Genomic DNA, 21,476 nt, shown 5'->3' with positions numbered 1-21,476 from the left:
GGTTACTCCTCGGGTTGGGCCTTGGCGGGCGGGGTGGGCGGCTTGGACGGCTTCGATGGGTCGGGTGGGGAGCTCTGGCTGGAAAGGAAAGCTCCCAGCCGATCGAGGGCACGCTCTTGCGGAAGCCGGCGTGTTGAAATCCATGCCTCGGCGCGCCGGAGCGCATCAGGGGCAAGCGTGCACGTCCGGACGCGACCGGACTTGAGCGTGGTGATGAGGCCGGCTTCCTCGAGCACGGCGAGGTGCTGGACGACGGCGGGGAGGCTCACCCCAAGCGGGGCGGCGAGGGCGCTCACCGTAGCGGGCCCTTCGCAGAGGCGCGTGATGATCGCCCTGCGGCGCGGATCGGAGAGCGCGTGGAAGATCGCATCAAAGATGGCCTCCTCATTGCCGCCCTCCGAATACTTAACCATGTACTTAAGTATCTGCGCCACGCCCGAGGTGTCAAGTGGTTGCCGAGGTGCACCAAAAACGTCACCAAACTCGGCGATGGATTTAAACTGCGGCTCATAAGTTCACACGCATGACAAAACTGTCAGAAATCCCCCAGAGAAATCTCAACGAGCGCCCGCGCAGACCCCTCGGCCTGCGCCGGCTGAAGGAGATCATGGGTGGCCGCAAGCCGCTCACGATCATGGCCGCGAGCTGCACACTCGTCCTCCTGGGCGGTGGCATCGCCGCCGCGTCGACGATCGCGTTCGGGCAGCAGCAGGTCGGCACCCAGTACGACGACGGCGAGCAGATCTCGTCGAACCAGGTCATCAAGCCCATTGGCGACCGCGTCATGACGCCGTTCGGCAAGATCATGGGCTCGACGGTCAGCCCAGATGGCCGCTACCTCGTGGGGACGAGCGCCGATCGCTCAGTCGACCTGCAGGTGTTCGACCTCAAGACCTACAAGCCGGTGGCGGCGGCCGGGACGCTCGCGGCCGCGTCGTTCGCCGCGGCGGCGAGCAACGCCGGCTACCTGAACATGGCCTACCAGCACATCACCGACGGCTCGGTAGGGCAGGAAGGGCCGGTCTTCTCCCCCGACGGCAAGTTCCTGTACGAGCCGGTGTCCACGGGGATCGTGCGCTACGCCTTCAACGCGGACGGTTCGCTCGGTGCCGGCACGAAGATCAGCATCCCGACCGCGTCCGGCAAGCAGGCGCTGACCGCCGGGATGACGTTCTCTCCCGACGGCTCGACGCTGTACGCCGCTGTGAACGGCCAGAACACCGTCGTCGCCATCGATCCGGCAGCCGGCACGGTCAAGCAGACGTTCAACGTTGGCATTGCCCCGCGCCAGTTGAAGTTCGTGGGCGCCAAGCTGTACGTCTCCAATGAGGGTGGCCGCCAGGCCGTCGCTGGTGACGCGACTATGGACTCGTACCACACGCAGGTTCCCGCGGACACGAACCTCGGCACCTCCACGACTGGTACGGTCAGCGTCGTCGACACCGCCAACCCCGCCGCCGCCGTTTCGTCGATCGACGTCCAACTGCACCCGACCGCGATGTTCCTCGACGGCTCCACGCTCTACGTGGCGAACACCAACAGCGACACGCTCTCGGTCGTCGACACGGCGAGCAACAAGGTGGTCCAGACCATCGCGACCCAGCCGTGGGCCCCGTCGAAGGTGGGCTACCAGCCGACCGCCATCACCATGCAGGGCGACCGTCTTCTGGTCTCCTTGGGCCGCGCGAACGCGATTGCAGTGTTCAAGGTGAACAAGAAGGAGGCAAAGGACCCGGCCAGCTACGTCGGCCTCCTGCCGACGGACTACTTCCCCGAGAACGTGACGGCCGTGAACGGCCAGATCGTGGTCACCAACACCCGCGGCATCGACGCCCGCGGGCCGGCGCTGAGCTACAACAAGGGCCCGGGCACAACGGTTGCAACCGGTCACGGCACGCACTCCACCACCGCCTCGCTCACCAAGTTCACCCTGCCGAGCGACGACCAGATCCAGCAGTACACGGACACGGTCTTCAAGCAGAACGGCTGGGATGACCACTCCGCCAAGGACAACCAGGACAGCCAGGACAGCCAGGGCAACCAGGGCGAGGCCGTCGCGGTCCCAAAGCAGGTCGGCGACCCGTCGACGATCAAGCACGTCTTCCTGATCGTCAAGGAGAACCGCACGTACGACCAGGTCTACGGCGACATGAAGCAGGGCAACGGCGACCCCTCGCTCGCGCAGTTCGGCGCGAAGGTCACTCCGAACCAGCACGCGCTGGCAGCCCAGTTCGGCCTCTACGACAACACGTATGACATCGGCACGAACTCGGCCGAGGGCCACAACTGGATGATGCAGGGCGACAACCCGGCGTACACCGAGACGAGCGCCGGCGAGTACACCCGCTCGTACGACACCGAAGAGGACGTCCTCGGCCACCAGCGCTCCGGTTTCCTCTGGACTGCGATCCAGTCGGCGGGCAACACCGCCCGGAACTATGGCGAGTTCGAGTACGGCGAGGGCAAGCCGGCCGGCGCGACGTGGCAGCAGTACTACTGCGCGGCCACGAGCACGATGGCCGGCGGCGACCCGAAGCAGCTCTTCGACCCGTCGATCCAGATGCATGCCAGCTCGGCGATCCCCTCGCTCAACGCGATCGCGGACACCAACGCCGCGCCGTTCGACACCTCGGTGCCGGACATCTACCGCTACGCGACCTGGAAGCAGGACTTCGAGAAGAACGGTCCGAAGAACTTCCAGATGATGTGGCTCTCGAGTGACCACACCGGCGGCACGGCCGACCCTGAGGCCCAGGTCGCGGACAACGACCTTGCTGTGGGCAAGATCGTCGACGAGATCTCGCACTCGCAGTACTGGAAGGACTCCGCGATCTTCATCGCCGAGGACGACAGCCAGGACGGCGCCGACCACATTGACGGCCACCGAGCCCCGGTCCAGGTCATCAGCCCGTACGCCGTGCACGGCCAGACCGTCAGCACGTTCTACTCGCAGATCAGCATGGTCCGGACCATCGAGCAGATCCTCGGTGCCCAGCCGCTGAACCAGAAGGTCGCCGCGGCCACTCCGATGTTCGACGCCTTCACCAACAAGGCGGACCTGACGCCGTACAACGCGGTCCCGAACCAGGTTCCGCTGACCGAGGGCGTCAAGACCGCCCCGGCCTGTGGGAACGACACGCTGGGCCAGACCGGCGCAGCGGCCGCCGTGGTCAACTCCGCCGCCGCTCAGGCCACGGCCGTCCCCGACTCGATGCAGGAGATCGCCGAGGACTGGGACAGCTGGTCCGAGCAGCAGCACCTGACCGGCAACGGCGCGAAGGAGGACTTCGCGAACCCGTACCTGTTCAACCGCTGGACCTGGTACCAGACCCACAACTGGCAGAGCCCGTACCCGGGTGACGCAAAGATCTACGGCCCGAACGAGGTGCCGGGCATCCCCGCTGGCTCGACGAACCACGAGGACGGCTGATCGCTCCTGACAGGCGGTTGACCGCCGGTCGCTGAAGGCCGGCAGGCGCCGGGTCCGACGGACAACCCGTCGGGCCCGGCGCCTGTTTCATCTGCGGGCCACACAGGACGCACAAGGACCGCATCCCCCTCGGCGGGGGAAGCCGCCCTTGGCATCTGACCCTTGGCATCTGCCCGCGGGGCTCAGGCTGCGGGGGCTCTGCCTGCGGGGCTTCAGGCGGCGCGAACGGGCGTTAGCCGCAGACCTTGACGCTCACGAGCCCGCTGAGCGGGGCAACACAGTCCTGCTTGGGAGCCGTCGGCGTCGGCGAAGCCGCCGGCGTGCTCGCGGGTGCGCTGGTGGGGGCCGGGCTCGAGGGGCGCTGGGCGGCGGCCGGTGGGGGCGCCGGCGCGGCCGCAGGAGCGCTCGAGGCGGGCTGCGGCGCGACGGTGGCGGCCGGCGGCGGAGCCAAAGGAACCACCGGTGCCGCTGGCTGAGCCGCCGCTCCGCCCTGGGCCGGCGCCGCGGGAACGGTCGCCTGGGGAACCGAGGCCTGAGTCAGGTGCTGCGCGGGCTCGGCCGACTGCACCGAGATCGTCGAGGACGGCGATGCCGCGGGGCTGCTCGCAGGCTGCGGCTGGCTCGCCGAAGGATCGTCTGAACCGAAGGCGCCCGGCGAGGCCGATGCCGCGGAAGGCAGCTCGAGCCCGGGGATCACCGTCCGCGCCGCGACGGCGCCGACAGAGAGGACGAGCGCCCCGACTGCGCTCCACACGACCGCGATGGGCATGAGGCCTGAACCGAGCGCGCGCGACGACCGCGAGCGCCAGACGAGGGCGACGATCAGCAGGAGGCCACACGTGATGAGCAGCTCCAGGGGGAAGTAGATGAGGGCCATGACGGCAAGCGCTGCCGCCACGAGGCCCGCTGTCCAGAGGGGCAGGCGGCCCCGTAGGTTCACTTGTCGGCGACGCCGCCTGAGCCCCCCTGTGGGCGTTTCGGCGGCGTCCTTTCGGGGACGGGTAGGAAACGTCACCGTTCAAATGCTTCCATGTTTCACTGGCCCGCCGCCAATCGAGGGCCTCGCCAGGCGGGCTTCAGCCCGTCAGTCCTGCCCTCCTGAGGGCGTCGGCGAGGGCCGTATCTGGCCCCGCGGACTGCTGCCTGCCGTCCGCTTCTCCCGCGCCAGTCCGCGGACGACGGCGGCCCTCGCCTCCGCGCGGGCCGTCGCCGCGGCCGCCGCGATCCTGGGCGCCGCCGCGGTTCTGACCCGGGCGCGGGCCGTCGCCGTCACGCCTCTGGTCCGCTCCACGCGGGCCCTCGCCGCGACCCTGACCGGCCCCGCGGGGACCACCCCCGCGGCCGCTGGAGGCCTCGTCGTCGAGCCGGAGCGTGAGCGAGATGCGCTTGCGGGGCACGTCGACGTCGAGCACCTTGACCCGGACCACTTGGCCGGACTTCACGACCTCGCGCGGATCGGAGACAAATTTCGAGCTCATCGCGGAAACGTGCACGAGGCCGTCCTGATGAACACCGATGTCTACGAACGCGCCGAACGCCGCGACGTTGGAGACCGTGCCCTCGAGGACCATGCCGGGCTTGAGGTCGCCGATCGTCTCGACTCCCTCCTTGAGGGCAGCGGTGACGAATTCAGGGCGGGGGTCGCGTCCCGGCCGCACAAGCTCGGCCACGACGTCCTTGACCGTCGGCAGGCCAAAGCGCTCGTCCACGAAGCCCGCGGGGTCGAGCGTGCCCACCGAGGAGGCGGCGCTCGCGGCACCCGCACGGCCAGGGGCGCTCGCGCCGGCAGCGGCGAGGATCCGGTGCGCGAGCCCGTAGGCCTCCGGGTGCACCGCCGACGCGTCGAGCGGTTCGGATCCACCCGTGATGCGGAGGAAGCCGGCGCACTGCTCGAACGCCTTCGCGCCAAGCCGCGGGACCTTCTTGAGCTCGGCCCTGCTCGCGAACGGGCCGTTGGCGTCGCGGTAGTCCACGATGCTGCGGCTCAGGAGCGGACCGACGCCGGCCACGCGGGCGAGGAGCGACGGCGAGGCGGTGTTGACGTCCACGCCGACCGCCGTGACGCAGTCCTCGACCACGGCGTCGAGCGAGCGATCCAGCTTTGCGGGAGTGAGGTCGTGCTGATACTGGCCCACGCCGATCGACTTGGGCTCGATCTTCACGAGCTCCGCGAGCGGGTCCTGGAGGCGCCGGGCGATCGAGACCGCCCCGCGGAGCGAGACGTCGAGCTCTGGCAGCTCGGCTGAGGCGAGCGCCGACGCCGAGTACACGGACGCGCCAGCCTCCGACACGATGACCTTCGCGATCTTGCGGGCCGGCTCGCCAGAGCCGCGCTCGCCTGAGCCGCTCTGCGCCAGCCGAGCCAGCAGCTCGCCCGCGAGCCGATCCGTCTCGCGGCTTGCCGTGCCGTTGCCCACGGCTACGAGTTCGATCCCGTGCTTCGCTGCGAGCGCCTCGAGCGTCCCCAAGGCTTCCTTCCACTTGTTCGCCGGCGCGTGCGGGTAGATCGTGGCCGTGTCCACGACCTTGCCGGTGCCATCGACGACGGCGACCTTCACACCCGTGCGGAGCCCCGGGTCGAGGCCCAGCACTGCCCGGTTCCCTGCCGGCGCCGCGAGCAGCACGTCGCGCAGATTCGCCGCGAACACGCGCACGGCCTCTTCCTCCGCGGCCTCGAACAGCCGCCCGCGCAGGTCCGTCTCGAGGCGGGGCTGGAGCCGTCCGCGCCACGCAATCCGGACGGTCTGCGCGAGCCACTTGCCCGCCGGGGCCTCGCCCGCGGCGCGGATCCCGAGCGAGCGGGCCACGGCGGACTCGTAGCCGGAACGGGCCTCCTCGAGACCGGCTTCGTCGCGCGGATCAGACTCGACGAGCCCCACCGTGAGCGCACCCTCACGCTCGCCGCGCAGGAGTGCGAGGACGCGGTGGCCGGGCAGGGACTCGATCGGCTGCACGTAGTCCGCGTAGTCGGCGTATTTGCCGGCCAGCTCGGCAGAGACGCCCTCCGCCGCTTCCGCGCGCACGCGGCCCCGGCTCCACAGCCGCTCGCGCAGCTCGGCCACGAGAACGGTGTCCTGGCCCACGCGGTCCGTGAGGATCGCCCGCGCCCCGGCGAGCGCGTCCGCCGCCGAGGCGACACCCCGCGCGTCGTCGACGTACGCCGCAGCGGCCTCGTCCGGGACCCGTGTGGGGTCCGCGATGAGCGCGTCCGCGAGCGGCTCGAGGCCTGCTTCGCGGGCGATCTGCGCCTTCGTGCGCCGCTTCGACTTGTACGGCAGGTAGAGGTCTTCGAGCTCGGCCTTGGTCTCGGCGCGGACGATCGCGTCCTGCAGCTGCTCCGTCAGCGCGCCCTGCTCCTCGATCGCCTTGAGCACGGCACCCCGGCGGTCCTCGAGCTCGCGGAGGTAGCGGAGCCGCTCCTCGAGGTCGCGGAGCTGGGCATCGTCGAGCGTTCCCGTGGCTTCCTTGCGGTAGCGCGCGATGAACGGCACCGTCGCCCCGCCGTCGAGGAGAGCGATCGCTGCCTCGACCTGCCACGGCTTGACGCCGAGCTCGGCCGCGATCGTCGCGGCAATCTTCTGGGCCGCGGCACCGTTGCCAGGGCGTGCGGCCTGGCCGGCCGGTCGCGCCGAGGGTGTGGACGGAGCGGTGTTCGAGGCGGTCTTCGAGGGCGAGGGCACTGCGGGGTGAGTCACGGAACTACTTTGCCCTATCCGGCCGACATTGCAGACCCGCCGACGCCTCGGGGCCACCGGCGCCCCTGGGCGAGTCTCCGCCAACCTCCGTCAACGCTCCGGAACCGCCGCTCAGCCAACGCCCCATGCCCCCGCGAGGGCCGAGAGGCCTGTGCGGCCCAAAGCCAGCAGCGCGCCCGCGACCCCGGCAATCGCATAGAGGCTCACGGGGACGAGCATGAGCCATTCGCGCCACGAGCCCGCGTCCCCCAGGATCGGGAACGCGACGCGCCCGCCGCGATGCCACACCCAGGCGACGAGCGGCACGCGAGACAGGCGCCGCGGCCGCCGGATCGCGATCGGCCAGAGCGGATTGCACCCGCCGTCCGTGAGCATGTCGCCGGCGACGTGGACGGCGGAGCCGAGGGCGACGGCGAAGGGGAACCAATTCTGTTCGTGCGGGGCGTAGAGGGCGATGAACGCGGCGAGCGGGACGGAAAGGACCCATGGCAGCTTCCGGACGCCGTCGGGCAGGATCCCGAGCACCTTGGCCGCGAACGCAACGAGCAGAAGCGAGACGATCCCCGCGCCGACGTGGACGGACCCGAAGTGGGGCACGTCCATGGTCCAGAGGCCCGCCACCCAGGCGATGGCCGTGAACACGGCAATGCCGAGGAGGGAATGCGTTCCGTTGCGATGACCGCCCGAAACAGCCCCAATCCCTTCGCACACCCACCGCGATACCGGCGGAAGCGAGTGTGCGATCGTCGCGCTGCGATGGTCGGCATCGGGAAGGAGCGCCGCCCCAGCCGTCACGAGCGCGCCGGCGATGACACCCAGCGGAGTGGCGTGCAAGACGGGCCAGCCGAGGTCCACGCTGTGGGGACCCCATCCGAGGGGCACCGTGACGAGTGCCAAGTCCAGATGCAGCCGGGTTGTCACTGCCACCCAGGCGGCAGCGCCACACGCAGCGTGATGGGGGCCCATCATTCGGCCAATCCTCCTCTGACCTGCGGATACGCCGAACGCGTAGCCCCATCGACCCGGGGCAGACCTACCTTACCGGGCCGAGACCTACCGCCTGTGCGCTACGAGAGGCAGTCGGTGCAGACTCCGGCCACGAGGTCGGCGTCGCGGAGCACGCGCCCGCAGTCCCCGCACTCGGCGTGCAGGGCGAGGTCTGCGCAGTCCGCGCAGTGGACTTCCTCGAACAGGGCAAGGCCGCGGCCGCAGCCGGCACACGCGTCCTCGGCCAGGACGGGCACCATGGAGGGGCGGGCGGCCCCCCGGAAGACGAGTTCGTCGATAGCAAGTGCGCTCATGTTTCGAGGCTAGGATCGGCCACCGACAAAATAGCGATGCTGGCCCGGCGCGGCGGGAATCCGCGCAAGTCGCCGCGGCGCCGTCGTCCTTTCATGACGCCTCGCCGGGCAGGCGAAGTGACGCCGGATACCGGATCCCTCATACTCTGATGAGGGCGGCCTGCATCCTGGTGCGCACTGAGGTACGAAGGAACACGGGATGAGAGCTCAGAGTCTCCCTCCGCGCGCACAGACCGCGCCCACGCCGGTCCAGGTGGCCCGCCGCTTCCGTGTCCGCCCGCTGTGGCCCCGGATCCTCCTCGCGGTCGGCACGACGACCGCCGTCGTTGTCGCGGGAGGCCTCGCCTATGCTGGCGCGACGGCCGCCCAGATCAACTCCAATATCCACCGCTCGGACATCCTCCTCGCGGACCCCTCCCAGACGGTCCAGTCCGTGCCCAAGCTCACGGCGGACACCAACATCCTCGTCATGGGCATGGACTCCCGGCTCGGCGAGGATGGCAAGCCGCTCCCCGCGGACGTCTACGACGCCCTGCACGCCGGCGGAGACGACGTGGGCGGCTACAACGCCAACGTCCTCATGCTCCTCCACATCCCCGCCGACGGGTCCAAGGCCACCGCGCTCTCGATCCCCCGTGACGACTATGTCCAGACGGCAGGCTTCCCCGGGGCAGGGTTCAAGGCCAAGATCAAGGAGGCCTACGGCTACGCGCTCGCAGCGGAGCAGACGGCCCTGCTGAACGAGGGCAAGGCGAACGACGACGCGACCTACCAGGCGGCGCGGGACGCCGGCCGCAAGGCTGAGATCGCGACAGTCTCGAAGTTCCTCGGCAGCGTGCACATCGACCACTTCGTCGAGGTCACGATGGCCGCGTTCTACCAGGTCGCACAGGTCATCGCGCCCATCACCGTGTGCATCAACCGTGCGACGAAGGACACGTTCTCCGGCGCCGACTTCAAGGCCGGCACCCAGCAGATCGACGCCAAGCAGGCCGTGGCGTTCGTCCGGCAGCGCCGGGACACGAGCGACTCGACGTACTTCTTCACCGATCTGGACCGCGAGCGGCGCCAGCAGGCGTTCATCGCCTCGGTGCTCCACCAGCTCAAGCAGGCCGGCACCCTCACCGACATCCCGAAGATGCAGGGCGTATTCGACGCCGTGAGCAAGAACATCGCGGTCGACTCCGGCCTGGACCTCATCCAGCTCGCCCAGCAGGCCACGTCCCTCACCGGCGGCAACATCTCCTTCTCGACGCTTCCGATCACAGGCTTCGGCTGGTCGCCGGAGGGAGCGTCGATCAACACCGTGGACGTGGCGCAGGTCCAGGCGACGGTCAAGACGCTCCTCGCCCCGCCTTCCCCGAGCTCCACGGCGGCCGCCCCGACGAGCCAGGCATCGCCGTCGAACGCTCCGGCTCCCGCCGCGACGGGCGCGCCCGCCGCCCAAGCCCCGGCGGAACCCGGGGCCCCGGCCCAGGCCACCATGGCGACCCCCTCGCCCACAGCCAACACGTACGCCGACTGGACAGGCTCCCTTCAGGGCGGCGGGATCCCTTGCGTGAAGTAGCCGGGCAAGCCAACACCGAGGCTCAACCGCCGATCGCCAAGCCCTGAGGCGTAGGCTCGGGGAATGGCGCGCTACTTCGACGTCCACCCCGTGGACCCCCAGCCGCGGCTCATCGGGCAGATCGTCCAGATCCTGCGGGACGGCGGACTCATCGCCTACCCCACGGACTCGTGCTACGCGCTCGGCGCCCAGATGGGCAACCGCGACGCGCTGGACCGCATCCGGCAGATCCGGCGCCTCGACGGCAAGCACCACTTCACGCTCGTGTGCCGCGACTTCGCGCAGCTCGGCCAGCTCGTCAACGTGGACAACGACGTCTTCAGGGCAATCAAGGGCGTGACACCCGGACCGTACACGTTCATCCTCCCCGCGACGCGCGAGGTCCCCCGGCGGATGCTCCACCCCAAGAAGAAGACGGTGGGCGTGCGCATCCCGGACAGCAACGTGGTCCGCTCGCTCCTGGGCGAGCTCGGCGAGCCGATTCTCTCCTCGACGCTGCTGCTGCCCGGCGACGAGGATCCGCTCATCGATGGCTGGGACATCAAGGAGCGGCTCGACCACGTGCTCGACGCCGTGGTGGACGCCGGCGACTGCGGCACGGAACCGACCACCGTGATCGACTTCTCCGACGGCTACGCGGAGGTGGCCCGGCACGGCTCGGGCGACGCGTCCCGCTTCGAGTAGCGGCCGCTTCCGCGGCTCACCTCAGGACGGAGCCGCCAGCCACGTCGAGCACCACTCCGGTGATCCAGCCGGCGTCCTCGGAGGCCAGGAACGCCACGGCGTCAGCAACGTCCTGCGGCGTGCCGAGGCGGCGCAGCGGGTGGTACTCGGCCAGTGCCGCCTGCTGCTCGACGGGGATCCGCTCGTGGTTCCGCTCCGTGAGGATCGTCTCCGGCGCGAGGCAGTTCACCCGGACGCCGAACGGACCGGCCTGGGCCGCAACGTCCTGGGTGAGCAGCACGATCCCGGCCTTCGCGGCGCCGTAGGCGATGGGCGACCGTGCGTCCGGCCTCCTCGCGGCGGTGGACGCGATCGTGACGATCGAGCCTCGACCGCGCGCCTTCATCCCAGGGAGGAAGCTCTTGAGCGTGAGGAACGTCGCGGTGAGGTTCCCGTCCACCGTCGCGCGCCAGCCGGCTTCGGGGATGTCCTCGAGTGCCGCGGGCGGCGTGAAGTTCCCGCCGGCGTTGGCCACCAGCACGTCCACCGGGCCGAGGCCCCGCTCGACGTCGCGCCGCACCGCCTCGAGGTCGTCGAAGCTCGTCACGTCGCCGAGCACCCCGAGGGCCTTCCCGCCGCCGCGCGCGATCGCTGCCACCACGGAGTCGACGGCGCCGCGATCCCTCCCGTGCACAGCCACGGCGGCACCCCGGCTGGCAAGTTCGACGGCGATCGCGGCACCGATGCCGCGCGAGCTTCCGGTGACGAGGGCGACCTGGCCGTCGAGCCCGCTCACCGGACACCCCCTTCTGCCCGGAGCGGCGTGCGAAGCCCGGCCAAGCCGGGAGCGAAGACATCCATGATGGGTCCTTTCGAATCGAGCGAACCGCGGGCTCCCGGCGTGCCGGATACCCACGAGCCTAGAATGGGGATAGCGAGAGGAGGCCTGTCGTGGCACGGTTCCGCTATCGCAATCATCAGAGTTCCGGGCGCTTTCCGGTGAGCTCCCCGGACCAGCCACACGCGGAGGCGCCGGCGCCGCCGTCGTCCGCCGCTGCGCAGCACCACGCCCCACACGAGCCGATCCCGGGCCCCCACCTGCCGGCCCGGCAAGCACCGGCGCCGCACGCGGCACCCGGGCCGCAGACCCCGCGGCCCCGCGCCAGCGCGCCGCGCCGCCGCACCCGTCGAACGGGGCTCGGCGTCGTCTCACAGCAGACCACCGACGCGTGGCGAGACCTCCTCGCGCCGGACGGGTCGCCGCTCGCGCTTCCGTTCCAGGTGGACTTCGTGCGCAGCGCCGTGTGGCAGCAGACTGGCCTGCGGCCGAGCCTGCGCGGCCTCACTATCGGCCAGGCCGTCCGGATCCTCAGAGCGATCAACGTGGACCCGAAGCCGCTGTGGCACAGCGGCCGCAACAGCTGGGCCATGACGGTCCTCGCGATGAGCGGCAAGTGGATCGCGTTCGCAGTCCTGTTCATGCTCATCCTGGGGCTGGGCCGGGCCGACGGGGCCCCCTTCGTGCTGCTCATCCTGCTCGGCCTCGGCCTCTCCGCCGCGCGGAGGCAGCGCCGCCAGTTCTTCGAGGAGCGCTACTACCGCCGGCGCGACGGCGAGCCGCGGCCTTCGCGTGCCGCGGAGCGGGAAGCGCGGCGCGCCGGGCGTGCCGCAGCGCAAGGCGCCGCCAAGCGCCCAGCGCTGCCAGCCTCACCCAGCGCGCCGCCCACCGGGGGCGACCCCTACGACGTCGAGACCTACCTCCGCAGGCTCCACGACGAGGGGCGCTGACCCGGTCGGGACTACTCCCCGCGCTTCTCCTTGAGCCACGGTGCCGACTCGCCGGGCCCAATGAGCGGCCCGCTCAGCTGGACATTCGCGATGACCCAGCCCTCGCCTTGGCGCACCAGGACGACGAGCACGCGGAACGAGGCGCTCGCGTCCTTCCCGCGGGCCATGGTCTTCTGCCGCTGGATGGCCTCGACAAGCGCCGTGTCCCCGTAATAGCGCACGTGCGGTTCGAGGATCTCGAACTCCTCGTTGACCACGTCGCCGAGGTGCCGCTGTGCCCAGCGGTCCTTGTCGAGGACGAAGCCGACGGGGCCGATGCCTTGGAAGTCGTCGGCGAACAAGGGTCCGTACGCATCGACGTCCCCCGCGAGCTCGGCCGCGGCCCAGGCCTGTACGAGGTCGAGGACCTCTGTGGTGGTGTTGGTTTCCATGGTGGTGCTCCTTTCGTGCGGATTTCAGTTGGTAGGGGTTGGAGTTGGGGGCGGAAGCAGCGCGGCGAGCGGCAGGGCCAGGACGACGGCGGCCACCGGCAGCCAGAAGACCGCACCGAACGCGGCGGTCATCTGGGCCGCGGAATGGGCGTCGGCGAGCAGTCTTCCGAGGACGACGGCGAACGTCGCCGTCCCGAGCGCGCCACCGATGCGCTGGAGGATATTGAGCGTGGCCGTCGCGCGCGGAATCGCCGCGCGATCGAGGGCGGAGTAGGCCGCGGTGTTGAGGGGTGTGATGGTGCAGCCCGCGCCGAGGCCGGCCACGAAGAGGGCTCCGATGAGCACCGCAAGCGGTGGGTCGGCCGGTGCGAACGTGTACGCCGCGAGTCCGGCGGCCATGAGCACGGCGCCCGCAGAGACCACGGCGCGGCCACGCCCTCGATCGACGAGCGGCCCGCTGGCGTAGAGCGCGATCGCCGCGCCGACTCCCTGCGGGATGAGCATCAGCCCGGTGAGGCCCGGCGTGAGCCCTCTGGCCTGCTGGTAGTAGAGCGGCAGCAGGAGCATCGAGCCGATGAGGACGCCGCCCAGGAGGAACTGAATGACCGCGGCCGCTGTGAAAGTGCGCAGGCCGAAGTGCCGCAGCTCGAGAAGCGGCTCGGACGCCCGGAACGCGCGCCACGCAAACGCCGCCACGAGCACGGCGCCCACCCCGGCCCACACGCCTGCCGCGCCCGGCGACTCGGTGACGACGCTGAGCCCGTAGACGAGCGCGGCGAGCCCGGGCGAGAGCAGCACGAGGCCCGGAACGTCGAGCCGATGGCCTGGCCGAGGCTCCCCCGCCGGCATGACACGCGGCGAGAAGGCGAGGACCACGAGCCCGATAGGGATGTTGATGAGGAATATCCAGCGCCAGTCCGCGGCAGAGACGAGGATGCCGCCGACCACGGGCCCCAGGACGGGCCCGAGCATCATCGGGATGCTGACAGCGCTCATCGCGCGGCCCATGCGCTCTCGCCCCGCCGACTGCGCGACGAGGGACATCCCCACCGGGACGACCATGCCGCCGCCGAGCCCTTGGACGGCGCGGAACACGATGAGGCTCTCGGCGGACCATGCGAGGCTCGCGAGCGCGGATCCGAGGACGAACAGGCCGACCGCCGCCATCCACACGCGGCGGCCGCCGAAGCGGTCCGCGGCGTAGCCCGTGAGCGGGATGACTGCGGTCATGGCCACGAGATACGCAGTGATGACCCATTGGATCTCCGCGATCGGCGCCCTGAAGCGCGAGGCGAGGGTGCCGATCGCGACGCTCACGACCGTCGCGTCGAGGACCGTGATGAGGGCGCCCCCGACCACGACCACGATGATGCCCACGAGCTCGGGCCCGAGGCGCGGCGGCGCCTGGGCGGTGGCCGGAGCGGAGATGTGCTGGGACGAGGCCATGATGCCTCCCTTCGATTTCGTCGAGACTTCGGGTCAATTTTCTGGAGCAACTCAATCTTTATAGTAACTCTAAATATCTGGTGACCGTAGGTCAAGGGGCTAAGGTAAGCGCATGACCGAGCAGCTGGGACTCCGCGAGCGCAAGAAGCTCGAGACGAGACGGCGGATCGCCGACGCCGCACTGGGCCTGTTCGACGAGCGCGGCTTCGACCGCGTCCCCGTCACAGAGATCGCGCGCGCGGCCAACGTCTCCGAGGCGACTGTCTTCAACTACTTCCCCAGCAAGGAAGACCTCGTCTACGGCGGGATGCAGTCCTACGAGGAGCGGCTCCTCGCCGCGGTCGCAGCTCGGCCCGAGGGCACGAGCGCCGTGGTGGCCTTCCGCGAGTTCGTCCTCGAGCCGCGCGGGGCCCTGGCGGACGACGACGGCGGGGCAAGCTCCGCCGTCGCCCGCACCGCGCGCATCATTGCGGGGAGCGAGACGCTCCAGGCCCGCGAGCAGCGCATCGTCGACCAGGCAACCGACGCCCTCGCCGAGCTCATCGCACGGGACCCTTCGGCGCCGTCGTCGGCCCTGAGCGCGTGGGTCACGGCGAACGCCCTCATGGGAGTGAACCGTGCCATGACCCGCCTCGCGCAGCGGCTCGCCGCCCAGGGCGGGAGCGGCCTCGAGATCGGGCGGGCGATGCGCAAGGAGGGGCGCGAGGCATTCGAGCTGCTCGAGCGAGGGCTCTGAACTGCGTCGGAGGGCTCCGCAAGGGTAATGCCCCTTACGGAACATCCGATCGCAACGAAGGAGAGCACGCATGACTTTCGCACCGCGCACCGCCATCGTCACGGGTTCGGACTCGGGCATCGGGCGGGCCACCGCCGTCGCACTCGCCCAGGCAGGGATGGACGTCGGAGTGACCTGGCACTCGGACGAGGCCGGCGCGCAGCAGACCGCGGAGGAGGTTCGCACGCACGGTCAGCGAGCCGTGATCCGCCGCCTCGACGTCTCGGACGCGCCAGCCTGCGGCGACGTCGTCGACGGCCTCGCCGACGAGCTCGGCGGGCTCGACGTCTTCGTCAACAACGCCGGAACCGGTGCCAACGTTCCGTTCCTCGACACCGACTACGAGCGCTGGCGGCATATCGTCGCGACCGATCTGGACGGCGCCTTCGTGTGCCTTCAGCGCGCGGCGCGCCGCATGGTGCGCACCGGAAACGGCGGGCGGCTCATCGCCGTGACGAGTGTCCACGAGCACCAGCCTCGCGTGGGCTCATCCGCGTATGACGCCGCCAAGCACGGACTTGGCGGCCTGATGAAGACCATCGCGCAGGAGCTCGGGCACTTCGGCATCACGGCCAACTCGGTTGCGCCCGGAGAGATCGCCACGCCCATGACGGGCCAGGAGGATCAGGATCCCTTCCAGACCCGCCGACCCGGCGTCCCGCTCGGCCGGCCCGGAGACGCCCGCGAGGTCGCCGCGGTGATCGCCTTCCTGGCCTCCCCCGCGTCGAGCTACGTCACGGGCGCGTCCTGGACGGTCGACGGCGGCATGCTCCAGATGGGCCCGCAGGCTGGCTCGCACCTCACCGACGACGAATGGCGGAAGGGCTAGCCGACGCCGGCCGCGGCGCGGGTCCCCCGTGAAGCAGTCTGGTTCAACCCTCCCGCGCGGGGAAACGCCCCTGAGGCAACCACCACCGCACAGGAGGGGAACCATGGCCCCGGGAGACAGCAGCAACCGCGACCAGGATCGACGGCGCGGCGTACTCTTCGACGTCGACGGCACGCTCGTGGACTCGAACTACTTCCACACGCTCGCGTGGTGGCACGCGTTCCGCCGCTTCGGCCATCAGGTGACGATGGCCGCGATTCATCGCGCCGTGGGGATGGGCGGAGACAAGCTCATCGCCCACCTGCTCGGAGATTCCCGGGACTCAGCCCAGGACGCCGACCTCAAGGCAACGCATTCCGCGATCTTCTCGACGCTCTGGCCATCCTTGGTCGCCTTCAAGGGGGCCCGCGAGCTGGTCCGCCGCTGCGCCTCGAGCGGCCTCGCTGTGGTGCTCGCGTCCTCGGCGAGCGCCCGGGACCTCGAGGTCCTGCGTGAGGCCCTCGGCGCGGACCGGGCCATCACGGCCGCGACGAGCTCCTCGGACGCCGAGGAGAGCAAGCCCTCCCCGGACATCCTCGAGGCCGCGCTCGCGGCGGGCGGCCTCCGCGCCGAAGATGTCGTCTTCGTGGGCGATTCGGTCTGGGACGTCGAAGCCTCGTCGAGGCTCGGCATCCCGACAGTCGGCCTCACGTGCGGCGGAACCAGCGAGGCCGAACTGCGCGACGCCGGGGCAGCCGAGGTCTTCAAAGACGCGGAGGCACTCCTCGCCGAGTTCGACGCGAGCGCCGTGGGCCGGTTGGCGCGCGCCGAGGTGTGATTTCCACCATGGCACACAGCACGGACGACGGCGGCCTTCCGCGGGATTCCGGGGATCAAACCTACTCGCGGGTCACTTTGCCGCCACGCGAGCCGTGTAGCCTTTCCGCCGTGCCTCACACCTGGCTCCAAGAACTCCGCAGGCGCATCGACACCCAGATGACGTGCTGCCCCGAGGATGAGCGAGCGCTGATCGACCACCACTTGATCAGCGCAAACCACTCACCCTGCGAGACCCCGAACCCCGACTACTGCTTCTGCGGCCGCGACTGGCCGTGCCTCTGGATACGCGAGGCGGCTGCGCGCTACGGCGTGACCGTGGGGCCGTCGAGCCCCGAGGCGCTGGCACCGCGGACTGCACTCCTGCCAGCGGTCACCTTCGCCACCACCTGAAGCCCGCGCTTCAGCTCCCCACCCCTGCCTCGCTGGGGCGCACCCTCCGTCCTGCCTCGCTGGGGCCCACCTCCGTCCCGCCTCGATGAGGCGCGCCCCCCGTCGCAAAGTGTCGCCGATCACATGAAAGAGACATTTCAGATGCATAATGTGAGGGCTGAATTAGACCGAGAGCTGGGGGCACAACCATGGACGACTTCACGAGGCGAGAACTGTCGCGGCAGATCACCGGACTGCACGACCCGATGCAGGGCAGCGACGAGCTCTTCCTCTCGACGCTGCAGCGACTGAAGACCTTCTGCGCCGCGCACGGCCGGAACCCGGAACCGGCGTCCGCTTCCGCGGAGGAGGGCCGGCTGGGTCGCTGGGTCGAGGGCCAGCGGGCCGAGGCCCGGCGCGGAACGCTCTCCGAACAGGGGCGAGCGCTGCTCGACGAGGCGCTCGGCGAAGGCTGGGCCTTCGACGCCATCGAGCGCGGCTAGCGGCCGCTGGGCCTCAGCGGACCAGACCGATCGCCTCTCCCCTATCCGAGATCGAGGTCTTAGCATCACGAACATGGAGTACGCCCCTTCAGACCGGCTGTACCTTGAGGACGATCTCGGCGTGGACGTCGCGTGGCTCTTGCGCCGCATCCATGATGACCCCTCCCTCCTCAGCGTGAGCGACGCTCCGCTGGACCTCGAGGACGCCTACCTCTCGGTTCGCGCGAACTCGATTACCGTGCTCCTCAACAGCGACGACGCTGGGGTGCGCCACGTCGTCGAGGTGAAGCTCTCCGACGCCGACGTCGAGCAGGTGGTCCGCGCCCTCGAGCTCTGGCTGGTCGAGCAGCAGCGACACCCGGAAGCGGAGCACCAGCCTTCCGTGGTCGCCGAACACATCCCGCCCACGGTGTCGCGCGCGGTCCTCATGGCCCAGGCCATTGCCCCCATGGGAGCCTTCGAGCTGCACGCCCTCCAGGTCGGCGACGCGCTCGCGATGCACACCGAGCCCGTCGAGGCCCCCGCCGTCGCCGATCCTCAGGGGAACAGCGAGATCGCCATGCTCCTCGCTGACGCCATGGAGCGCGTGGATCCCCGCGGCGCGGCCTATCGCGAGGAGCTCCAGGCGCGGCTCATCGGCGGGCTGAAGCGTCCCGGCAACGCGTCAAGCTGAAGGTTGCCGAGCCCCCGCTCACGCGGGGATGGACGGCGTCAGCATCGGGATGAGGCTCATCATCTTGAAGATCATCAAGATGTTGGTGAGCACAAAGGCCGCCGCGAAGACCCACACCGGAGCCAAGCCGCGGGGCCGCGCGACCTGATGGACAATCACCGACCGCCCGATGACGTAGACGATCGAGGAGAGGAACGTCCAGGCCCAGTGGAACGGCCGGACCACACCCTCGGCCTCGAGCCGGCGGCTGTCGAGGTAGGCGAACCAGACGGCCAGCCCATAGGCCAGGATTCCGGAGACCATCGTCACGAAGTAGAGCGGCGTGAAGACGGAACCGGGATCGAGCATCTGGACCTGCCGGCCGCCGCTCACGACGGTCCGGTACTGGAAGGTCGGGTACCACGCGAGCTCGAGCGCAAAAGCGACGTAGGGCAGCAGCGTGACCAGCCAGATGGCCCACCCGTAGATGGGGGCACCCTGGCGGAGCGGCGAGCGCCCCACGGCTCCCCGCATGTACATCGGCTGGTAGTACGCCGACCACATGCGCCCGTCCCACCATCTGACCTGGCCGGGACGGTCAGGGGCCGGATACCAGCCGGGTCCCGCGGCGACGCCTCCAGATCCCGTCACGTGAACGGCCGAGGGCCATCCCCCACTGGATCCGTGCATGCGCGTCCCCCCCACATCCCGTCCAGCCCCGGCCCGTTGCCGAGGGCAATCACGGCGATCATAGGCGACACCGCCCTGAAGCGCACAGGACCAAAGACCGGGGTGCGGTACGGTCTTTATCCCCAGAGCGGGCGCGGCTTGGCCTCCTATAATGCGGTCTATGGCCCATGTCCTGCACGTGGCCAGAGCGCTCGGGCTGTTCTTCGCCTACCTGAGCGTCAGCGCCCTCTGCGGAGTCCTTGTGGCGGGCCTGATGATGCCTGCCGCGGCGGTAACTGGTGGCGCAGCATACGGCTCGGTCCAGTTCTTCGACAGCCTTCCGACCCAGCTCAAAGTCGAACCCCCGAGCCTCGTCACGCGAATCCTCGCGGCCGATGGCTCCCAGATCGCGACACTCTTCACCGAGAACCGGACGCCGGTTCCCCTCGATCAGATCTCACCCAGCCTCAAGAACGCGATCGTCGCCGTCGAGGACTACCGCTTCTACGAGCACGGCGGCGTCGACACCACGGGCATCCTCCGGGCGGTCATCGCCAACGCGCGGGGCGACCGTCAGGGAGCCTCGACGCTGACCCAGCAGTACGTCTCCAACGTGCTCAGGGAGAACTCGGTCGCCCAAGGCGAGGACACCGCCGTCGCCCTTGATTCCCAGAAGACGATCGGCGACAAGCTGCGCGAGATGAAGCTCGCGATCGCGCTCGAGCAGCAGTACTCGAAGGACCAGATCCTTCAGGGCTACCTCAACCTCGTCTTCTTCAACACCAACGCGTACGGCATCCAAGCGGCGAGCCAGTACTTCTTCTCGGTCGACGCGAAAGATCTCACGCTCCCCCAAGCCGCGCTGCTCGCGGGAATCGTCAACGGGCCCACCATCTATGACCCCACGACGCACCCGGACGCCTCGGTGGAGAGGCGCAACCTCGTCCTCGACGCGATGCTCAAGCACGGCTACATCAACCAGAAGGATCACGACGCGGCAGTCGCGACGCCGCTCCAGCTCAAGGTCAACACGCCCAAACAGGGCTGCGCGTACGCGTCTCAGGCCCAATACTTCTGCGAATACGTGCTGCATCAGATCGAGAACGACCCCGCCTATGGCAAGGACCTGGCCGAACGCGACCAGAACCTCAAGCGCAACGGCCTGACCATCAAGACCACGCTCGATCCGCGGCTCCAGGGCCCGGCCCAGGCCCAGGTGGATGCGACCGCCGGCGCCAACCCTGACAAATGGGGAACGGCACTCGTGTCGGTTCAGCCAGGCACGGGCCGGATCGTCTCGATGGCGCAGAACACCCGGCTGCTCCCGGGCCAGGGGTCCAATTTCGTCACGTCCTACAACTTCAACGTCGACAAATTGGATGCGAAGGGCAACCCGTTGGGCGGCGCCGGCGGGATGCAGCCCGGATCGGCGATGAAACCCGTCACCCTCACGGCGTGGCTCAACGAGGGCAAACCCACCGACCAGATGGTCGACGCGTCCAAGCGGGTATACCCGCTGAACTACCCGTGGAAGGACTCGTGCGCCCACGTGGTGGGCGCCTTCGACTCGAAGACCGCGGTGCCGCCCTTCAACACCGCGCCGGATCTGCAGAATGACGAGCCCCAGTGGTACCGGCCCATGAGCGTCCGCGAGGGCGTCGTGCAGTCGATCAACACCGCGACGTTCGCCGAGGCGGCCGGCCTCAACGACTTCTGCGACATCCAGCGCGCCGCGGATGCGCTGGGTCTCCACGACGGTGAAGGCGGCGGCAAGAAGGCGGACATGTCGACGCTCGGCAACCTGCTCGGCGGCCTGAACCTCGCGCCGCTCACCCTCGCCGACGAGTACGCGACGTTCGCGAGCAACGGCACGTACTGCGCGCCAATCTCGATCACCGATGTGATCGACGCGCAGGGCAAGAAGATCGGCGGGCAGTCCCCGGCCTGCCAGCCCAACGCGATCAAGCCCGACGTCGCCAAGGCGGTCAACAGCGTCCTCCAGGAGGTCCTCACGAAGGGCTCCGGCTACAACATCAAGGACACCAACGGCCAGACCATCAAGCTCGGCGTCCCGGACGCCGCGAAGACGGGCACCAACCAGTACAACAGCGAGACATGGCTCATCGGATACACGAAGGGGCTCTCCACGGCCTCGTACTTCGGCGAGGCGCTCGGAAATCCCGAAGACCACCTCGGCCGGAACGTGGTGGTCAACGGCAGGCCGTGGCCGGTGATCGACGGCGCGTACATCGCTGGACCGCAATGGGCTTACTACATGCAGCAGGTCCTGGGCTTCTTCGACCACGGGCCGTTCGACGGCCCGCCGCCCAACCTGGTCAACGCGCCCGGGCCACCGCCGCCCGCCCCCGCTGCGGTTCCCGCCCCGGCACCGGCGCCGCCCGCTCCAGCGCCGGCGCGGCCCGCCCCGCCCGCTCCTCCGGCGCTCCCCGTCCTGCCGCCTCTGCCGCCGATCCCCGTGCCGCCCTACGGGGGAGAGCAGTGAGCGAAAGGCGCGGCGCAGGCGTGAGCCCCGCGCCGC

General features: G+C 69.8%; 20 protein-coding genes. 11 read left to right on the top strand and 9 right to left on the bottom strand.

The genetic code is table 11. From position 1 onward, the window contains the following. Positions 1-2: 2 nt before the first annotated feature. Positions 3-413, bottom strand: a complete 411-nt coding sequence (locus E6A26_RS00335; RefSeq protein ID WP_136609202.1) for an ArsR/SmtB family transcription factor — start codon at positions 411-413, stop codon at positions 3-5. A gap of 110 nt (positions 414-523) precedes the next feature. On the opposite strand from E6A26_RS00335, the gene E6A26_RS00330 reads away from it, so the two are divergent. After that, positions 524-3,430, top strand: a complete 2,907-nt coding sequence (locus tag E6A26_RS00330; protein ID WP_234864830.1) for an alkaline phosphatase family protein — start codon at positions 524-526, stop codon at positions 3,428-3,430. A 232-nt stretch (positions 3,431-3,662) separates the two neighbouring features. On the opposite strand, the gene E6A26_RS00325 is transcribed toward E6A26_RS00330, so the two are convergent. From E6A26_RS00325 to E6A26_RS00310, 4 genes are all read right to left on the bottom strand, one after another. Continuing rightward, entirely contained in the window at positions 3,663-4,328 is a 666-nt protein-coding gene (locus E6A26_RS00325; protein ID WP_136609201.1) for a hypothetical protein, read from the bottom strand. Between the two features lie 178 nt (positions 4,329-4,506). Next, entirely contained in the window at positions 4,507-7,125 is a 2,619-nt protein-coding gene (locus E6A26_RS00320; protein WP_211128859.1) for a Tex family protein, read from the bottom strand. Positions 7,126-7,236: 111 nt separating this feature from the next. Further along, complete coding sequence (locus E6A26_RS00315; RefSeq protein WP_234864889.1) at positions 7,237-8,091, bottom strand: metal-dependent hydrolase; 855 nt, start codon at positions 8,089-8,091, stop codon at positions 7,237-7,239. Positions 8,092-8,192: 101 nt separating this feature from the next. Next, positions 8,193-8,426 carry a hypothetical protein gene (locus tag E6A26_RS00310; RefSeq protein ID WP_136609199.1) on the bottom strand — a complete coding sequence of 78 codons (234 nt, stop codon included), beginning with the start codon at positions 8,424-8,426 and terminating at the stop codon, positions 8,193-8,195. A 199-nt stretch (positions 8,427-8,625) separates the two neighbouring features. Here E6A26_RS00310 and E6A26_RS00305 point away from each other — a divergent pair, with 199 nt between their 5' ends. Both E6A26_RS00305 and E6A26_RS00300 read left to right on the top strand, forming a co-directional pair. Further along, positions 8,626-9,993 carry an LCP family protein gene (locus E6A26_RS00305; RefSeq protein ID WP_136609198.1) on the top strand — a complete coding sequence of 456 codons (1,368 nt, stop codon included), beginning with the start codon at positions 8,626-8,628 and terminating at the stop codon, positions 9,991-9,993. Positions 9,994-10,056: 63 nt separating this feature from the next. After that, a complete protein-coding gene (locus E6A26_RS00300; RefSeq protein WP_136609197.1) occupies positions 10,057-10,677 on the top strand; it encodes an L-threonylcarbamoyladenylate synthase in 621 nt (206 codons plus the stop codon). A 16-nt stretch (positions 10,678-10,693) separates the two neighbouring features. Here E6A26_RS00300 and E6A26_RS00295 read toward each other — a convergent pair whose 3' ends face one another. Further along, a complete protein-coding gene (locus E6A26_RS00295; RefSeq protein WP_136609196.1) occupies positions 10,694-11,452 on the bottom strand; it encodes an SDR family NAD(P)-dependent oxidoreductase in 759 nt (252 codons plus the stop codon). Positions 11,453-11,655: 203 nt separating this feature from the next. Between E6A26_RS00295 and E6A26_RS00290 the strand changes: the two genes are divergently transcribed. Next, positions 11,656-12,444, top strand: coding sequence for a hypothetical protein (locus tag E6A26_RS00290; RefSeq protein WP_136609195.1), 789 nt, complete (start codon positions 11,656-11,658; stop codon positions 12,442-12,444). A gap of 11 nt (positions 12,445-12,455) precedes the next feature. Here E6A26_RS00290 and E6A26_RS00285 read toward each other — a convergent pair whose 3' ends face one another. After that, positions 12,456-12,875, bottom strand: a complete 420-nt coding sequence (locus E6A26_RS00285) for a nuclear transport factor 2 family protein (protein WP_136609194.1) — start codon at positions 12,873-12,875, stop codon at positions 12,456-12,458. A 24-nt stretch (positions 12,876-12,899) separates the two neighbouring features. Continuing rightward, on the bottom strand, positions 12,900-14,321 hold the full coding sequence (locus E6A26_RS00280; RefSeq protein ID WP_136609193.1) for an MDR family MFS transporter: 1,422 nt from the start codon (positions 14,319-14,321) through the stop codon (positions 12,900-12,902). Positions 14,322-14,433: 112 nt separating this feature from the next. On the opposite strand from E6A26_RS00280, the gene E6A26_RS00275 reads away from it, so the two are divergent. The 6 genes from E6A26_RS00275 to E6A26_RS00250 all read left to right on the top strand — a co-directional run bounded on the left by E6A26_RS00275 (position 14,434) and on the right by E6A26_RS00250 (position 18,289). After that, positions 14,434-15,057 (top strand): TetR family transcriptional regulator, encoded by a 624-nt coding sequence (locus E6A26_RS00275; protein ID WP_136609192.1) that lies wholly within the window; start codon positions 14,434-14,436, stop codon positions 15,055-15,057. A gap of 70 nt (positions 15,058-15,127) precedes the next feature. Then, complete coding sequence (locus tag E6A26_RS00270; RefSeq protein ID WP_136609191.1) at positions 15,128-15,925, top strand: SDR family oxidoreductase; 798 nt, start codon at positions 15,128-15,130, stop codon at positions 15,923-15,925. 103 nt (positions 15,926-16,028) lie between these two features. Then, positions 16,029-16,742, top strand: coding sequence for an HAD family hydrolase (locus E6A26_RS00265; RefSeq protein ID WP_136609190.1), 714 nt, complete (start codon positions 16,029-16,031; stop codon positions 16,740-16,742). Between the two features lie 110 nt (positions 16,743-16,852). Then, on the top strand, positions 16,853-17,134 hold the full coding sequence (locus E6A26_RS00260) for a hypothetical protein (protein WP_136609189.1): 282 nt from the start codon (positions 16,853-16,855) through the stop codon (positions 17,132-17,134). 188 nt (positions 17,135-17,322) lie between these two features. Beyond that, positions 17,323-17,616 carry a helicase associated domain-containing protein gene (locus E6A26_RS00255; protein ID WP_136609188.1) on the top strand — a complete coding sequence of 98 codons (294 nt, stop codon included), beginning with the start codon at positions 17,323-17,325 and terminating at the stop codon, positions 17,614-17,616. A 73-nt stretch (positions 17,617-17,689) separates the two neighbouring features. Beyond that, positions 17,690-18,289 (top strand): hypothetical protein, encoded by a 600-nt coding sequence (locus tag E6A26_RS00250; RefSeq protein WP_136609187.1) that lies wholly within the window; start codon positions 17,690-17,692, stop codon positions 18,287-18,289. An 18-nt stretch (positions 18,290-18,307) separates the two neighbouring features. Here the strand turns inward: E6A26_RS00250 and E6A26_RS00245 are convergent, their stop codons facing one another. Next, entirely contained in the window at positions 18,308-18,919 is a 612-nt protein-coding gene (locus E6A26_RS00245) for a DUF2510 domain-containing protein (RefSeq protein ID WP_168928633.1), read from the bottom strand. Between the two features lie 199 nt (positions 18,920-19,118). Here E6A26_RS00245 and E6A26_RS00240 point away from each other — a divergent pair, with 199 nt between their 5' ends. Next, on the top strand, positions 19,119-21,440 hold the full coding sequence (locus tag E6A26_RS00240) for a transglycosylase domain-containing protein (RefSeq protein ID WP_234864829.1): 2,322 nt from the start codon (positions 19,119-19,121) through the stop codon (positions 21,438-21,440). The last annotated feature ends 36 nt before the right edge of the window (positions 21,441-21,476 follow it).

It is taken from the genome of Sinomonas albida (assembly GCF_004919045.1).
Taxonomy (GTDB): domain Bacteria; phylum Actinomycetota; class Actinomycetes; order Actinomycetales; family Micrococcaceae; genus Sinomonas; species Sinomonas albida.
This window is presented reverse-complemented; position numbering and strand designations above follow the sequence as displayed.

Coding starts and splice junctions, on each gene's coding strand:
- E6A26_RS00335 (WP_136609202.1), bottom strand. CDS start 413: ATGGTTAAGTATTCGGAGGGCGGCAATGAGGAGGCCATCTTTGATGCG.
- E6A26_RS00330 (WP_234864830.1), top strand. CDS start 524: ATGACAAAACTGTCAGAAATCCCCCAGAGAAATCTCAACGAGCGCCCG.
- E6A26_RS00315 (WP_234864889.1), bottom strand. CDS start 8,091: ATGGGCCCCCATCACGCTGCGTGTGGCGCTGCCGCCTGGGTGGCAGTG.
- E6A26_RS00310 (WP_136609199.1), bottom strand. CDS start 8,426: ATGAGCGCACTTGCTATCGACGAACTCGTCTTCCGGGGGGCCGCCCGC.
- E6A26_RS00305 (WP_136609198.1), top strand. CDS start 8,626: ATGAGAGCTCAGAGTCTCCCTCCGCGCGCACAGACCGCGCCCACGCCG.
- E6A26_RS00300 (WP_136609197.1), top strand. CDS start 10,057: ATGGCGCGCTACTTCGACGTCCACCCCGTGGACCCCCAGCCGCGGCTC.
- E6A26_RS00285 (WP_136609194.1), bottom strand. CDS start 12,875: ATGGAAACCAACACCACCACAGAGGTCCTCGACCTCGTACAGGCCTGG.
- E6A26_RS00280 (WP_136609193.1), bottom strand. CDS start 14,321: ATGGCCTCGTCCCAGCACATCTCCGCTCCGGCCACCGCCCAGGCGCCG.
- E6A26_RS00275 (WP_136609192.1), top strand. CDS start 14,434: ATGACCGAGCAGCTGGGACTCCGCGAGCGCAAGAAGCTCGAGACGAGA.
- E6A26_RS00270 (WP_136609191.1), top strand. CDS start 15,128: ATGACTTTCGCACCGCGCACCGCCATCGTCACGGGTTCGGACTCGGGC.
- E6A26_RS00265 (WP_136609190.1), top strand. CDS start 16,029: ATGGCCCCGGGAGACAGCAGCAACCGCGACCAGGATCGACGGCGCGGC.
- E6A26_RS00255 (WP_136609188.1), top strand. CDS start 17,323: ATGGACGACTTCACGAGGCGAGAACTGTCGCGGCAGATCACCGGACTG.
- E6A26_RS00250 (WP_136609187.1), top strand. CDS start 17,690: ATGGAGTACGCCCCTTCAGACCGGCTGTACCTTGAGGACGATCTCGGC.
- E6A26_RS00240 (WP_234864829.1), top strand. CDS start 19,119: ATGGCCCATGTCCTGCACGTGGCCAGAGCGCTCGGGCTGTTCTTCGCC.